The organism is Staphylococcus kloosii, assembly GCF_032139365.1.
GTDB lineage: Bacteria > Bacillota > Bacilli > Staphylococcales > Staphylococcaceae > Staphylococcus > Staphylococcus kloosii_A.
Genome location: NZ_JAVTDB010000077.1, coordinates 1 through 15,468, shown reverse-complemented (window position 1 = coordinate 15,468; position 15,468 = coordinate 1). Strand labels below are relative to the sequence as shown.

The window sequence follows — 15,468 nt, the reverse complement described above, 5'->3', positions numbered from 1 at the left end:
AAATATGAGCCTGTAAAAATTAAAAACCAATCAATATATTCTAATAATCGATTGGTTTCACTGTAATTATATTATTTTGTTGTACCACGATATTCAATTCTATGCGGTAAAATAACATTTGGTTCTTCAATTTCTTCTTCGTTCATATATTTTGTTAACAGTCTCATACCTACTGCACCGATATCATATAACGGTTGGATAACACTAGATAATTGCGGTCTCACCATTTCTACCAATCTAGTATTATTAAAACTTACGATTTGAATATCATCAGGGATATTAACGCCTTCGTCTTGTGCACTATGTACAAGTCCGATAGCTTGTTCATCACTAATAGATAAAATTGCATCTAAATTTGATTTATCCAATGCTTCAAATGCACGAATACCATCTTTATATGTTTCATTACCATTAAATACTTGGTTTTCATTCAATGATAAATTGTGCTTAGATAATACATTTTTTAAACCAATTAGCACTTCATCCTGTGCTTTTTTAGAATAATTGCCTCCAACGAACCCAAACGCTTTGGCACCATTGTTAATCAATTCTTCAGTTACTTCCTCAGCTGCAGTTTTAAAGTCGATATTTACCGAAGCAATACCATCATCTTTACCATTCGTACCAGATACAACTACAGGTACAGAAGATTTGTTAATTAACTCTTTTATTTCTTCTGAAATCGTACCACCTAAAAAGATAATTCCATCAACTTGTTTACTTAATAAGTTATTAAAAATTTCTTTTTCTTTAACAGGATCGTTATCAGAGTTTGAAATAATTGAATGATACTTGTACATCGTAGCAATATCTTCAAGACCTCTCGCTAATTGTGAGTAATAAACATTAGAGATATCTGGAATTATTACACCTACCGTTGTTGTTCTTTTACTTGCTAAGCCTCGGGCTACAGCATTTGGGCGGTAATTTAATTTTTCAATTACTGAATTAACTTTGTCTCTCGTTTCAGGTTTAACATTTTGGTTTCCATTAACTACGCGTGAAACTGTCGCCATTGAAACTCTTGCTTCGCGCGCAACGTCATAAATTGTAACAGTCATAACTTCCTCCTTGTAAGCGTTTTAATTATTATTATATCCTGTTTTCATCACATTTTCAAAGTTTACCATATTTTATATTCGACGCAAACAAATTTGTTTTAATGTCACAATACTGTCAAAGCTATCATGGCACCTTTTACCACAAAAATACCCTTATTAGTCTGCTAAAATAAATTTAGCATTTAATAAGGGTATATGATGAATAATTTAAGAAAAATTATTTAATTTTTTTACTGTTATACATATCTGCTAAGGGTTTAATTTCGTTATAGAAATTATCAAATTCTTTTAAGTCCATTTGCTGACCGCTATCACTTAAAGCAACAGATGGATCAGGGTGAACCTCAGCCATAATACCATCCGCTCCAACAGCTAAACCTGCTTTGGCAGTTGGTAACATAATGTCTTTACGACCAGTACTGTGCGTTACATCAACCATTACTGGTAAGTGTGTCCCTTGTTTTAACACAGGTACCGCAGAAATATCTAATGTATTTCTAGTTGCTTTTTCGTAAGTACGGATACCACGTTCGCATAAGATAATGTTGTTGTTACCTTGTGCTGCAATGTATTCAGCCGCGAAAATAAATTCTTCAACAGTAGCTGACATACCACGTTTCAACAGGATAGGTTTTTTAGTGCGTCCTGCTTCTTTAAGTAATTCAAAGTTTTGCATGTTACGCGCACCAATTTGGAAAACATCTAAATATTCATCAGCGATTTCAAAGTCTGCTGGATTGACGATTTCACTTACCACGTTTAAATCGTATTTATCTTTAGTATTTTTAAGTATCTTTAATCCTTCTACGCCTAAGCCTTGGAAATCATATGGTGATGTACGTGGTTTAAAAGCACCACCTCTAATAAATTTCTCACCTTTAGCATGTAAATCAGCTGCTACTGCATCGACTTGTTCTTGTGATTCAACTGAACATGGGCCAAAGACAAATGATTTATTGCCATCGCCAATAATACCGCCGTTATCGAATTGAACGATAGTATCTTCTGGTTTTAATTTTCTTGATACATATAAATGTTTTTCATTTTCTGATTTTTGTAAATCAGTAGAGGCTTTAAAAATTTCTTTAAATAATTGTTTAATCACATTATCATTAAACGGACCCTCATTATTATCTAAAAGCACATTAATCATTTCTTTTTCACGTTGAGGATCATATACAAGTGTACCTTGTTTACGTTTTTCTTCCCCTATTTTTTGAGCGATTTTCCCTCTTTTAGATAATAGTTTTAGAATTTCATCGTTTATTTCAACAATTTCATCTCTGTATTCTTTTAATTTATCTGACATTTTATTCACCTCTATGAAAATATTTAAACTGTATATATTATTCTGCTTTAAAGCAGTAAAATATATGTTGGAAATTATTGTATCAATATCTTACTCGAAGTTCAAGTATAGATTTTCTTTTTTGACTTCTAAAATAGAATAACTCTTATGATAACTGAATTTTCTGTCACTTACCAGGGGAAATTATACACCTTGTGCGACATTTTATTTTTGTGCTTTTGTAAATCCATTCATTAACGTTATTTGGAATTTATGCTTGTTGTCACAGAAATAAAAAACAAACCCAACTTAACGTTTAAGTTAGGTTTGTCTTTAATATCACAACTTATATATCAATAAGTCGTATTAATAACTTATACTTACGTATTAATCATTAAATGTCTTTTTATCTATTTTACTTGAAGCTTTTTCACCTGAATTTTTTTGAGAAGGTCTATTCTTTTTATAATTCGTTTCTTTTGATGACTCCACATTACTATCTGTCGCTTCACTTTTACTATTATAAGCTAAGTTATTAGAGGCTTTGTCATGCACAATATGACCATCTTTAAAAACCACTGTTTCATGTGTCTGTTCAACTCTTTTTTCTGCTGAACCTGTCGCAGAATTACCTGATTTGTTATTATCTTTAGTTGTTGCATTAGTATTAGCATTACTTGAGCCTTTGTCATTTTCAGAAGCAACTGACGCAGCTCCGGCTGCTCCTCCTGCTGTCGCAGTTCCAGCCGCAGCAGCTGTAGCAGCTTTTGTATCGGTTAACTTAAAGTCATCGTCATTCACGTTACTGCTTTTTGTAACTAAATTAGGCACGCCTCCGTCAAATTTACCATTAGTTGGCTGTTCAGGTTGTAATAATTTTTTAGTGTTTTGTGCAACAACACTATCATTAAACATCGCTTCATGTTTTTCTTTTGCAGCACGAGCTAATTTGTTAGCACTTACTTTATTACTATCTTCTGTTGGAGCTACAGTATCTTCATCTTGTTGTGTATTGCCTGTTGTAGCTTGGCTGTCACTAGCATTACTTGCCGTAACTCCAGCTCCAGCAGTTGCCGTAGCTCCACTGGCTACTGCATTAGTTGTATTATCATCATTTGACACGGATGGATCTGCTAAATCATTTTGTGAAGATTCTTTTTGAATTGCATTTTGTTGTGCACTTAATTCTTTGCTAGAAGGCGTTCCTTCTTTAGATTGTTGTTGGTTATCAGACTCAGCTTTATTAGCAGCTAAACCTGCCGTAGTACCAGCAGTCGCACCAACAGCTACACCGCCTACAGTTGCAGCTGTATTGGATGAGTTATCAGTCGATTCATGATTTGTTGGGTTAGATAAATTGTTTTCAGCAGATTCTTCTTGAATAGCAGCTTTTTGAGCTGAAACTTCTGAATCACTAACTGAAGATTTAATATGATTAACTTCATTTTCTGCTGCCTGACGTTGTTCTTCTGATTGTTTAATAATACTAGATCTAAATTCACTCGTACTTTGCTCAAAACCTTTGTTGCGTTTTGATTTTGTAGTAACTAAACCGATTGCCGTACCGATAACTGCACCAATTACAAATCCATAGACAAAATTACTTCTATCTTCATTATTATACTCTTCAGGAACTTCATAACGCTCTAAATTTCTTTCATAATTATCACGGTTATAATATGTCATAATGATTTCCTCCTATAGCAAATGCACTTAAATAAAGTAACAACCTCATTTAAGTGCATTTGTTTGTGTAAGTATATAAGTTATTTATTCTCTACACGAGTAGTATAGCTATGATTAGCATCGTTTGCTACGCTACTTGTTTTGTAGTTTGCACTTTCTCTACGATTTCTTCTATTTTGCCATTTGTCTGCAATTTCCATTGCAACATTTGACCATTGAACTACTTGAGAAATTTTATCTTCGTTTTGAGAAATATTGTGCGTAATAGAATTAGTTACGCGGTCAACCGAACCGTTTAATGTTTGAACTGAGTCACCGATACCTTTTACAGCATCAACTACTGAGTTCAATCTTTCTGATTTACCTTGAATATCTTCAGTTAAACGATTAGCTTTATGAAGTAAATCAGTTGATTCACGTGTAATACCTTGAACTTGACCTTCTACACCATCAAGTGTTTTAGCTACGTGATCTAAGTTTTTCTTAACTGAAATTAATACTGCAACAATTCCAATTACTAAAATCAGAAAAGCTATTGCCGCGATAATTCCAGCAATGGGTAAAATCCATTCCATCAAAAACGCCTCCTAGTAAACATATGTTGTTATTTTATTTTAATACCCAACTCATTTTAACATAAACATATTAAAATTCATTAACAACATCGAGATTTTCCATATATGCACGCTGAATTTTTTGTATATCACCAGCACCCATAAATAATACCACAGCATCACTATATTGTTCTAATAAATAAACACTATCTTCGTCTATTAATTGTGCACTGTCTATACGTTTCAATAAATCTTGAATCGTTAGGTTGCCTGAATTTTCTCTAATAGACCCAAATATTTCACATAAGAATGTGTGGTCGGCTTTACTTAAACAATCAGCAAACTCTTGTAAGAACGCTTTTGTTCTACTAAAAGTATGTGGTTGGAAAACCGCGATGACTTCCTTATTTGGATATTTTTTTCTTGCTGTCTCAATTGTAGCACTAATTTCTCTTGGATGATGGGCATAATCATCAACAAGTACTTGATTTACTACTTTTGTTTCATTAAATCTTCTCTTTACTCCACCAAAAGTTTCTAACGCTTCTTTGATGTTATCGATATCAAGCTCTTCAAGATAACTGATAGTAATTACAGATAGCGCATTTAAAATATTATGATCACCATATTGAGGCGATAAGAATGTATCGAAAAATTTATTATTTATATAAACGTCAAATTGTGTACCTTTTTCACTAATTTGGATGTTATCGGCGTAAACATCATCATTAGTTGAAAAACCATAATAATAAATTGGTACATTAGCTTGAATACCTCGTAAATGTGGGTCGTCTCCCCAAGCAATGATAGCTTTTTTTACATTATGAGACATTTCTTGAAAGGCATTTACTACATCATCAATATCTTTAAAGTAATCCGGATGGTCAAAATCAATATTCGTCATAATTGCATAATCTGGATGATAACTTAAGAAGTGACGTTTATATTCACATGCTTCAAAAGCAAAATATTCACTTGCTGGAATACCTAATCCTGTACCGTCTCCGATAAGGAATGATGTTTTTTTATCACCATTCATAACATGAGATAACAAGCCAGTCGTTGAAGTTTTACCATGAGCTCCAGTAACCGCAACTGAAGTATATTGATCTATAACATGTCCTAAGAAATCATGGTAGCGTATCACATCCAATTTTAATTCATGTGCGCTTACAATTTCTTCATGTGTATCAGGGAATGCATTACCTTGGATTACCACCATGTCCTTTTCAATATTATTTGCATCAAAAGGTAGAATTTTAATACCTTTATTTTTAAGTGCTACTTCTGTAAAGACGTAGCTTTCAATGTCAGAACCTTGAACTTCATTTCCAAGATCGTGCATGATTTGTGCTAACGAACTCATCCCAGCACCTTTTATACCGACAAAATGATAATGTGTCATTTAAACACTCCCTTTTTTATTTATTTAATTCATTTAAATCAGTTTCAGTTAGATAAACATCTCTAGGTTTAGAACCATTTGATTCTGAAATATAACCGAGTTGTTCTAATTGATCGACGATTCTTGCTGCACGATTATATCCTATTTGGAAATGTCTTTGTATTAACGATGTAGAAATATGTCCTTCTTGTACCATAAAGTTGCATACATCATTAAATAAATCATCTTGTGGCGCACTTTCAGTTTTTTTCAATAACTCTTTTTCTTCAAAAAGATACTCAGGGTCTCGTTGTTGCTTAACAAAGTCAACAACATCATCTATTTCTTCATCTGAAACAAATGTACCTTGAACACGAATTGGTTTATTCATACCGCTTCCTAGATAAAGCATGTCACCATAACCTAGTAAACGTTCTGCACCACCACTGTCTAGAATCGTTCTAGAATCCACACTAGATGATACCATAAAGGCAATTCTCGTTGGAATATTAGCTTTAATAAGTCCAGTAATAACATTAACTGATGGACGCTGTGTAGCTACTAACATATGAATACCACAAGCGCGCGCTTTTTGAGCGATACGTGCGATAGATTGTTCTACCTCTTGTGGTGCCATCATCATTAAATCAGCTAATTCATCAATAACTATAACAATTTTAGGCATCCTATCCTCATAATTTGCTTTTTTATTGAACGCTGTAATGTTACGTACATGGTATTTAGCAAATAGTTTATAACGACGTTCCATTTCTTCAACAGCCCATTTTAAACTTTGCGTTGCTGCCTTGACGTCAGTAATTACTGGCGAAACTAGATGAGGTAAATCATTATATGGTGCTAATTCTACCATTTTAGGATCGATAAGTAATAATTTTAACTCTTCTGGGTGGTTCTTATATATAAGTGATAACAAAATACTATTTATACAAACAGATTTACCTGAACCTGTCGCACCCGCTATAAGCGCATGAGGGGTTTTGGCAATATCCATCAATAACGGTTTATTATTAATACGATACCCCATTGCTACAGTTAATTTAGATTCTGCACTTCTAAATTCTTCCGTATCAATAATTGACCTAATATTTACTTTTGTAGAAGATTGATTGGGCACTTCTATACCTACTAAACTAGTTCCAGGTATCGGTGCTTCAATGCGTATATCTTTAGCGGCAAGTGCCATTTTAATATCATCTTGTAAGGCGGTTATTCTAGACACTTTGACGCCTTTTTCTACTGATAATTCAAACCGTGTAACACTTGGCCCTTCAGTAACAGACTGAACCTCTGCAGGTACGTTGAAATAGTAAAATGCATCATTTAATTCTTGTTTCTTTTCTTCAATCCAATTGTTATCAATTTTATGTTCTTCAGGCTTATCTAATAAGGATACGTCAGGTAATTTCAAGCTTGGACCTCTTCGGATCGTTCTTGTTTCATAATTTTGCTGTTCACTGTCATTATTTAACTTCGCTTGATTATTGTCATTATTATTATGTTGAGCGTCCATAATATCAGTAGAATCATCGTTATTAAACGCGCCAACTTCCTTATTGTTGTCGGTGTTAACTTGTGTTACAGCATCTTCACTTAAAGACGAATCATCATTATAATCTTCATTAATTAGCGTATTATTGTTTATATTTTCTTCGCTACTTTCATTTGTAGATGATGTAGTAACTTCAGGTTCTAAATTGGGAACACTCACGCTTTTTGCCTTACGTGCATCCATCATACGTTTTTTATCTGATGGTGTCATTACTACATTGAAAGGTTTAGCTGTTTTTTTAATCGCTGCGTTTTTATTATTTGAAGTATTTTTCGACGATTGTGCTTTACTCTGATTTTCTTCTTTCACATCATGATATTCAGACTTACCCTTATATGTAGGAGACGAACTATTAGACTTGTCTTCAACAAGGTTATTATCGTCACTTTCGACAGACTTCGGCTCATTTACCGTCGTATTTTCTTCGTCTAACTGTACATTGTTTTCGTCTGAATCTTGTGGTTCAGCGTCATCGTGAGTTTCAGCTAACTCACGATATTTCGCTTCTGAGATATCAGTTTCTAATTCATTATCAGTGTGCTGATAAGTAACATCATCAGTCTCTGCAATTTCTTCAATATCGTCACTATTTTCTGGTGAAGTTTGAGGTATCTCTTTCGTATTATACGTTTCAGTTTCACTTGAATTGACTTCTACATCCGCATCTTGAACAGTATGTACATCGCTAACGTTATTTAAGTCAACTTCCTCATATTTGAAATGATTATGTTCATCAGAAATATGACGTGATTCGTCTTCTCCTTCATTTTGAGATTCGTCTTCTACTGATAAGTCATCATTTTGTGATTGCTTATCACTATCATCTAATGAACTGTCACCAATATATTGTTGCGCTTGTTTAGCGTACATTTCGTCTATTGCTTTTTGGATACTGTCTTTTTCTGTATCATCTTGCGCTTGTCTTTTTTGTTGCAACGCCTTTTTGAATTGACGTTTTTTTAAAACTTTTCGTTCTCTTTCTCTTCTAATTTCTTCAACAATTTGAGAAGCATAAAAGTTATTCATATTAATCGTATTATCTTTTTTCGCAGTTTGAGTTTGAGACGTTGCATTGACAGTATCTGTATTTGTTTCTACATCATCCCATTGTATATCTTTCTCAAAATTGTCAGTGACTTCATCAGAATCGTACTGATTTGAAGATCTATTAGCTTCAGTAACATTCGCGTTTGTAGTTGATTTGGATGTAGTTGTGTCAACTTGTTGATTCTTTTCAATTTGTTGATAACTGTCATCAATCGTACCCGCTTCGTCCTCTGAAGGAATAACACCATTCTTTAATTGACGTCTTTTTTTAGTACCAAATATCGCAGATGGTATCTCAGTAGCTTTAAAATCAGAATGTCTTGAGGTATGCTCCGTATTTTTTGAAGATGCTTGCGCTCTTAATACTTCTGTTTGTATACTTACGTGTGATTTCTTACCATTAGATTTATAATCATGCTTTTGTACATCGTCATTTTTAGTTTGACGCTGTTGTTCCTTACTCACGTCCACACGACGTCTTCTGTGTCGTTTATTATCAACCTGTGTATAAGTTTGAGATTCGTCTCGATAATTATGTATATCTTCGCTAGTTTGATGAGCAGTATGGCCTTCGTTGTCTTCTTGCTGTGTAGCTTCTTCAACGACACGCATTGGAAATCTAAATTTACCTCTCGGGCGATCATATACATCATTATTCTGAGGAAGTAATGTGTCTTGCTCATCACTTTGATTAGCTTTTTGACGACGTTTATTTCTGTTATTTAGATAGTCTTCATTTGAGTCTTTTTCTTCTCCAAATAATTTGTCGAACCAGCTCATATTGACATTACCTCCTAATTTTATTCAAAAAACGGTTGCCCTACTTCATACTCATCAGACAAGACCATTATACCTTTCTCTTGTGGGGCATCAGGTAAGTTGAGTTCTTTCATTGAACATACCATACCACTAGATGCAACGCCTCTTAATTCAGCATCTTTAATAACCATACCGCTTGGCATAACAGCACCAACTTTAGCTATAACAACTTTTTGTCCAGCTTCCACATTAGGTGCCCCGCATACGATTTGAAGTTTGTCGTTTCCAACATCCACCGACAAGACGCTTAATTTATCAGCATATGGATGCTTATCTTTTGTTGCTACATATCCTACTACGAATTTAGATGATAAATCTGCATCTAATTCATTACTAAAACCAGCGTTTTTGATTGCTTGATTGAAATTGTTTACTATTTCATCTGTTAATTTAATATGTCCATTCCCTTCAATATTAACGATATTAGATGCATTAAAAATGTTATAGCCAACTACATCATCGTTTTTGGTGATTTGTACAATATCACCTTTAGTTTCATAATTAAATGGTCCTTCTTGTGGGTCAATTTGTAAAAAGGCAACGTCGCCTACTTTTTCTTTATTATAAAAAAGGTTCATAAACTATATTCTCCTTATTTTTTATCTTTATTTTCATATGCTTTACGTGTTGCTTCTAATCGCTGTATTACATTAGGGTCTCTTTTTTGTTTATTATTTTTCCCTAAAATAAATATAGGTTCTAAATGGCCACTGTCATAGCCAAAAGATAATGATGTTATCGGTACTAACCCTTTAGTAAAGAATTCCATTGTTAAATGCGCCATAACATCATAACCCGTTTTATTTCTAATGTCCGCAACTATTAAGACATCTTGATGCGGAATTGCGACTAACATCTCGCCTTCACATTGTTTTTCAAAGTCATTTAAATAACTTGTGTTTAATATTCTACTCGCATCATAGCCATCGTTCGAATTTATAAAGTAAAAGATATTACCTTTTACTTCATCAGTAGTATACGAATTCTTTAACTTTCTTACATTAAATAATGCCATTTCTTTTAATTGTTGTTGTGTAATATTAAGTTCTTCCAACATGGTCTCATCAATTAAACGATAAGATTTACCTAAATCTAATGCGTAATAAATGTTAGTTTCTGCAGTATGTTCATCAATTACAAATTTAATACCGTCTTTATTCTCTTTATCGAAACTTGGAGAACGTAACACGGGCATAACTTGAATATCATCTAGTTCTGATAAACTAGTATCTTTCATTTGTCCAATTGCTTCTTCCACATAATACACAATTTCATCTATAATTTTGTCGTTTTGTTGTTTGTATTTAGCTACAATTGAATTAAGCTTAATCGTAACGCCTTTACCATTATCTGTTCTATAAATACGTAAAGTTTCATCTTCACGATTAAAATTAAATTTAACATCTAAATGTTCTAAACGTGATTTTAACTTATCTCTCATTAGAAATACATTCATAAGTTAACACTCCTAATTTAATGCCTTTATATATTTTACAATAAATATACCCTTAGGAACAGAAAAAATATGTGTTCTAAGGGTATAGTTTTATAACTTTTGCAGTCTACTATAATCTACTACATTTTATAATGAAGCTAAGAAATCATCTATTTGTGCAATTGATTTTCGTTCTTTTCCGATATAGCTACCTAACTGTTCACCATTTTTATATACTAAGAAACTAGGGATCCCCATAATACCATGGTCAATACAAATATCCATAAATTGATCTCTATCGACAGCAATAAATTGATAGTTATTATATTTCTCTTCTAATTGCGGTAAGTCTGGTTCGATAACTTTACAATCTGGGCACCAATCCGCAGTAAATAAAAATACAGTTTGTTGTTGTTTTAACTCTTCAAATTGTTGGTCATTTTCTAAATTTTTCATTGTTCCACCTCAAAAATTATTGATATTGTAACGCTTCAATTTTATTATCATTCAGACTTTCAATACTTTTTGATAATAAAGCTCTAGCAGCTTCATAATCTCGATAATCAAATACCGAATTGGTACTATGAATATATCGTGCACAAACACCGATAACCGCCGTTGGAATACCTTCATTTGCCTTATGAATTTCACCACCGTCAGTACCACCTGGCGACATATAGTATTGATGATTAATGTTATTCGTAGACGCTACATCTAATAAAAAGTCTCTGAACGTTGGTTTTAAAATCATCGTTCCATCTTTTATTCTGATTAAAGTCCCCTCACCTAATGCACCAGATAATTCGTTTTTACCTTTCATATCATTAGCAGGTGAACAATCTACCACGAAAGCAACATCAGGTTTGATTAATTCAGCCGCAGCTTTAGCTCCTCGTAGTCCAACTTCTTCTTGTACATTAGCGCCAACATATAAGTCGACATCTAAGTCAACATCTTTTAACAATTCTAGTAATTCTATGCAAATAAGACAACCATAACGATTATCCCACGCTTTACTATTAAATCTATGCTCTGAAAGTTGAGTAAAAGGTGTATCTGGCACTATAGAATCACCAATTTCGATATTTCTAGCCCGGACTTCGTCTGCTGATTCACAACCTATATCCAACATTAAGTCTTCAATTTTAGGAGCACCTTCTGAACCTGTTCTAAAATGTTTGGGAATGTTAGAGACAATGCCTGATATTTCTTCTCCAGCTCTTGATTTAACCTTTAATCTTTGTGCCTGCCATATATCAGAAGCAACGCCACCTAAGTTTGTAAATTTAAGCATGCCATTGTCGGTAATATGAGTTACCATAAAACCAACTTCGTCCATATGAGCAGCAACCATTACACGCTTACTATTAATTTTTTTAGATTTTTTAACGCCGTATACGCCACCCATACGATCGTATACAAACTCATCTACATAAGGTGTGAGTTGTTCTTTAATGTAAGTTTTGACATCAGTTTCGAAACCAGGCGCTCCATGTAATTCAGTTAATGTTTTCATTCGTTCTAAAGTCTTATTTTTATCAATTTGCACTATCATTCACTCCTTAATAGTTATTATATCATTTGCATTATGATAAACTAATATTATGATTATTTGGGGGTAGTTAAATATGTTAAACAAAAAATCATGGCTTATTATTATACCTGTGCTCGGTATTATGCTTATTAGTAGTCTTATTTTAAGCAAAAAATTATTAACTCATAACTTTAAAAATCCAAACAAAGTTATCAATGAAGTTAAAACTTACTTTATGCACGTTGTAGGTTCATATATTTTAGAAGAACCCACTACTTATGAAAAAGACAACGCAGTTTATACCGTATACCGTGGTGGCATCACAACTTTTAATAATGACCGTTTTACTTATTATGATTTCTACGTTGATGCTAAAACAGGAACAGTTATAGATATCATTGAAAACGAATTTGAGGTAACGACTTAGTCATTACCTCATTTTTTATTTGCGCTTTATTGAATCAACGATAGTTTGAGCGTTTTCTTTATCATATTTAAGCGCGAAATAATTTTCATCATGATAGAATAAAAACCAATAATCATTATGAATAAAATATGGTGTCAATCTTTCTTTCTCTCTTATAGATTGCATTGGATAATCATCATATGCCGTTACCCATAATGGATTAGTATGTGCATTTGTTGGCATAATATCTCCCATATGGACAGCATTTTCTCCTTCACTTTCAATCGTAACAACTGAATGTCCGAAACTGTGACCACCTGTATGAAATACTTTCACACCTGGATAAACTTCGATTTCTTTGTCGAAAAGAATTAACTTTTCACGAAAGCTACCATTGTTTTTATCCCAATAAGTAGATTTACTTCTAATGTTTGGGCTTTGGAACTCATGCCATTCATCTTGCTGAATGTAATGTGTGGCATTTTTAAACACCGCAGCGCCATCTTTTGTAGTTAAACCACAAGCGTGATCAAAATGCATATGTGTCATTATAACTATATCTATATCATCAACATTAAGATTAAGTGCTTCCAAATCCGAAGCAATATGACTCTCGTAATCCACTCCGAAATTTCTCTTTTGCTTGTCAGTTAATTTATCATTGCCCATTCCAGTATCGATTAGTATGAGCTTATCGTTAGTTTGAATTAAAATTGGATATGTAGGTAATGCTATTTGGTTTTTGCTATTCACGTTATATTTTTTTGTCCATAATGGTTTAGGTACCACGCCAAACATAGCCCCACCATCAATATTTGTAATACCACCATTTAATTGATGAATATTAAAATGACCCAATTTCATAATTAGCCTCCTATTAATAGTTTCTATTATCTTTATTATACGCATTTAACTATATAATTAACATTTTTAGACATTAAAAAACGTTGTTCATTAAAATGAACAACGTTACTACTTATTTATGAAACTTAGCTTCCATTCGATATATACGAGAACCTTTATCTGAGAATTTTCTTTCATACTCAGTTTCAATATTATCTTCATGATCCTCTTGATGTAAGTTTAAATTTATTTTCGTAAAATACATGCCGAATTGAGTCATGCTCTCCAAACTATAAGCAAACAAGCCTCTATTATCAGTTTTAAAATGAATTTCTCCATCTTCTATTAAAATAATTTTATACAAGTTTAGAAAAGTAGCGTAAGTTAATCTTCTTTTCGTATGACGTCTTTTTGGCCACGGATCTGAAAAGTTTAAAAAGATACGCGTAACTTCATTTTCAGTAAAAAAGTCCGTTAATTCGCCTGCATCATTACAAATTAGTTTGATATTATTAAGCTCTTGTTCTAAAACTTTATCTAAGATTTTGACCATTACATTTTTTTCTCGCTCAATAGCGACAAAGTTTATATCAGGATTGTTTTTAGCCATTGTAGTAATAAATTGGCCCATTCCTGAACCTACTTCGATATATATTGGTTGCTCTTTATCGAACCATTGAGTCATTTTACCATTGTGACTACCATCAATATCAACAATATTGGGATGAGATTTTAAGTAATCCTCTGCCCAAGGCTTATATCGCATTCTCATTATTAATACTCCTTAAATAAACGCGTTATGTTCCATTACTTCGTTAAGAAACTTAAGCCACGTATTCATATCTTTATATCTTTTTTGTTCTTCGTACCATTGAATCATACCAATTGACTGAATAACGGTATACCATTTCATTCGTTTTTGTAAGTTAAACGTATCTTTAACTCCATAAGTATCAAGCCATTCTGGCCATTGACTTTCGGCTACGTAGTTATAGAGCAACATACCTAAATCAATAGCTGGGTCTGCAATCATTGCACCTTCCCAATCTACTAAATACAATTCATCGTGGTCTGATAGCAACCAGTTGTTATGATTAACGTCACCATGGACTACTGTAAAGAAACGTGCATCTAAATTAGGTATATGTTCTTCTAAATATGTTAATGCCTTTCTAACTACGTGATGTGTTAATACTTCTCTAGATAATGAAGCATTAATTTTACGCAGCATAATTTCTGGCGTAATGGGTTCCATTTCCATTCTTTTCAACATATTTAGTAAAGTTTTAGAATTATGTATTTTATTTAATAAGTGCGCAACTCTCTTTTGATGCATTTCTTTAAATGAAAGTTCTCTGCCATTTTTCCAATGCTGTGCAGTTACAACTTCACCTGTTTCAATACGTTTTGTCCACACTAATTTCGGTACAATTCCTTCGGCAGATAATGCTGCTATAAATGGGTTAGAATTACGTTTCAAAAATAATTTTTGCCCATCTTGTTCAGCCATATAAGCTTCACCTGAAGCACCGCCCGCTGAATCAAGTGTCCACCCTAATTGATAAAACTGCTCCACTACGTTCACCTCACTTTCAAAAAGAAAAAGGCCCCTAGAAAATCCTTTTTCAAGAGCCATATTATAAATTGTGAAACAAAAATATAAGTTTAATAATTGTAATATTAAATCTGCTACGAGATTTAATTGTCCCATTACAACTTACGTAATTCAAAACATCACGATACTAATCAATTATTAATATGGTGATGTTTTAAATCACTTTGTTTAAATGAACGCTATATTTTTGTGATTTTAAGATTGCTACACTTAGCTGGAATTTTAA

14 protein-coding genes are annotated in these 15,468 nt (G+C 33.0%); 1 reads left to right on the top strand and 13 read right to left on the bottom strand.

Annotation, left to right across the window (positions count from 1 at the left end; all coding sequences use genetic code 11):
* Positions 1 to 71 precede the first annotated feature (71 nt).
* The 10 genes from ccpA to RPL90_RS10740 form a co-directional block, all read right to left on the bottom strand.
* Positions 72 to 1,061: a catabolite control protein A gene (gene ccpA, locus RPL90_RS10785; RefSeq protein ID WP_313549249.1), complete on the bottom strand. Its 990-nt coding sequence runs from the start codon at positions 1,059 to 1,061 to the stop codon at positions 72 to 74.
* Positions 1,062 to 1,278: 217 nt separating this feature from the next.
* Entirely contained in the window at positions 1,279 to 2,370 is a 1,092-nt protein-coding gene (locus RPL90_RS10780; protein WP_195716354.1) for a bifunctional 3-deoxy-7-phosphoheptulonate synthase/chorismate mutase, read from the bottom strand.
* 366 nt (positions 2,371 to 2,736) lie between these two features.
* Entirely contained in the window at positions 2,737 to 4,035 is a 1,299-nt protein-coding gene (locus RPL90_RS10775) for a hypothetical protein (RefSeq protein ID WP_313549245.1), read from the bottom strand.
* 80 nt (positions 4,036 to 4,115) lie between these two features.
* The gene (locus RPL90_RS10770; protein ID WP_061854416.1) at positions 4,116 to 4,610 is read right to left on the bottom strand and encodes a DUF948 domain-containing protein; all 495 of its coding nucleotides are present in this window, start codon (positions 4,608 to 4,610) and stop codon (positions 4,116 to 4,118) included.
* Positions 4,611 to 4,680: 70 nt separating this feature from the next.
* The gene (gene murC / locus RPL90_RS10765) at positions 4,681 to 5,994 is read right to left on the bottom strand and encodes a UDP-N-acetylmuramate--L-alanine ligase (RefSeq protein WP_313549236.1); all 1,314 of its coding nucleotides are present in this window, start codon (positions 5,992 to 5,994) and stop codon (positions 4,681 to 4,683) included.
* 16 nt (positions 5,995 to 6,010) lie between these two features.
* Positions 6,011 to 9,370: a DNA translocase FtsK gene (locus RPL90_RS10760; RefSeq protein ID WP_313549231.1), complete on the bottom strand. Its 3,360-nt coding sequence runs from the start codon at positions 9,368 to 9,370 to the stop codon at positions 6,011 to 6,013.
* A gap of 20 nt (positions 9,371 to 9,390) precedes the next feature.
* A complete protein-coding gene (gene ytpR / locus RPL90_RS10755) occupies positions 9,391 to 9,987 on the bottom strand; it encodes a YtpR family tRNA-binding protein (protein ID WP_313549226.1) in 597 nt (198 codons plus the stop codon).
* A 14-nt stretch (positions 9,988 to 10,001) separates the two neighbouring features.
* Positions 10,002 to 10,865, bottom strand: a complete 864-nt coding sequence (locus RPL90_RS10750) for a DUF1444 domain-containing protein (RefSeq protein ID WP_313549222.1) — start codon at positions 10,863 to 10,865, stop codon at positions 10,002 to 10,004.
* A gap of 126 nt (positions 10,866 to 10,991) precedes the next feature.
* Positions 10,992 to 11,300, bottom strand: a complete 309-nt coding sequence (locus tag RPL90_RS10745) for a thioredoxin family protein (RefSeq protein WP_313549217.1) — start codon at positions 11,298 to 11,300, stop codon at positions 10,992 to 10,994.
* Between the two features lie 16 nt (positions 11,301 to 11,316).
* Positions 11,317 to 12,393: a M42 family metallopeptidase gene (locus RPL90_RS10740; RefSeq protein ID WP_313549211.1), complete on the bottom strand. Its 1,077-nt coding sequence runs from the start codon at positions 12,391 to 12,393 to the stop codon at positions 11,317 to 11,319.
* 79 nt (positions 12,394 to 12,472) lie between these two features.
* Between RPL90_RS10740 and RPL90_RS10735 the strand changes: the two genes are divergently transcribed.
* Positions 12,473 to 12,805 (top strand): PepSY domain-containing protein, encoded by a 333-nt coding sequence (locus RPL90_RS10735; RefSeq protein ID WP_313549205.1) that lies wholly within the window; start codon positions 12,473 to 12,475, stop codon positions 12,803 to 12,805.
* A gap of 15 nt (positions 12,806 to 12,820) precedes the next feature.
* On the opposite strand, the gene RPL90_RS10730 is transcribed toward RPL90_RS10735, so the two are convergent.
* The 3 genes from RPL90_RS10730 to RPL90_RS10720 form a co-directional block, all read right to left on the bottom strand.
* Positions 12,821 to 13,648: a YtnP family quorum-quenching lactonase gene (locus RPL90_RS10730; protein WP_313549202.1), complete on the bottom strand. Its 828-nt coding sequence runs from the start codon at positions 13,646 to 13,648 to the stop codon at positions 12,821 to 12,823.
* Positions 13,649 to 13,760: 112 nt separating this feature from the next.
* Positions 13,761 to 14,399, bottom strand: coding sequence for a tRNA (guanosine(46)-N7)-methyltransferase TrmB (gene trmB / locus RPL90_RS10725; RefSeq protein WP_313549199.1), 639 nt, complete (start codon positions 14,397 to 14,399; stop codon positions 13,761 to 13,763).
* Positions 14,400 to 14,411: 12 nt separating this feature from the next.
* Positions 14,412 to 15,203 carry a phosphotransferase family protein gene (locus tag RPL90_RS10720; protein ID WP_313549196.1) on the bottom strand — a complete coding sequence of 264 codons (792 nt, stop codon included), beginning with the start codon at positions 15,201 to 15,203 and terminating at the stop codon, positions 14,412 to 14,414.
* Between the last annotated feature and the right edge of the window lie 265 nt (positions 15,204 to 15,468).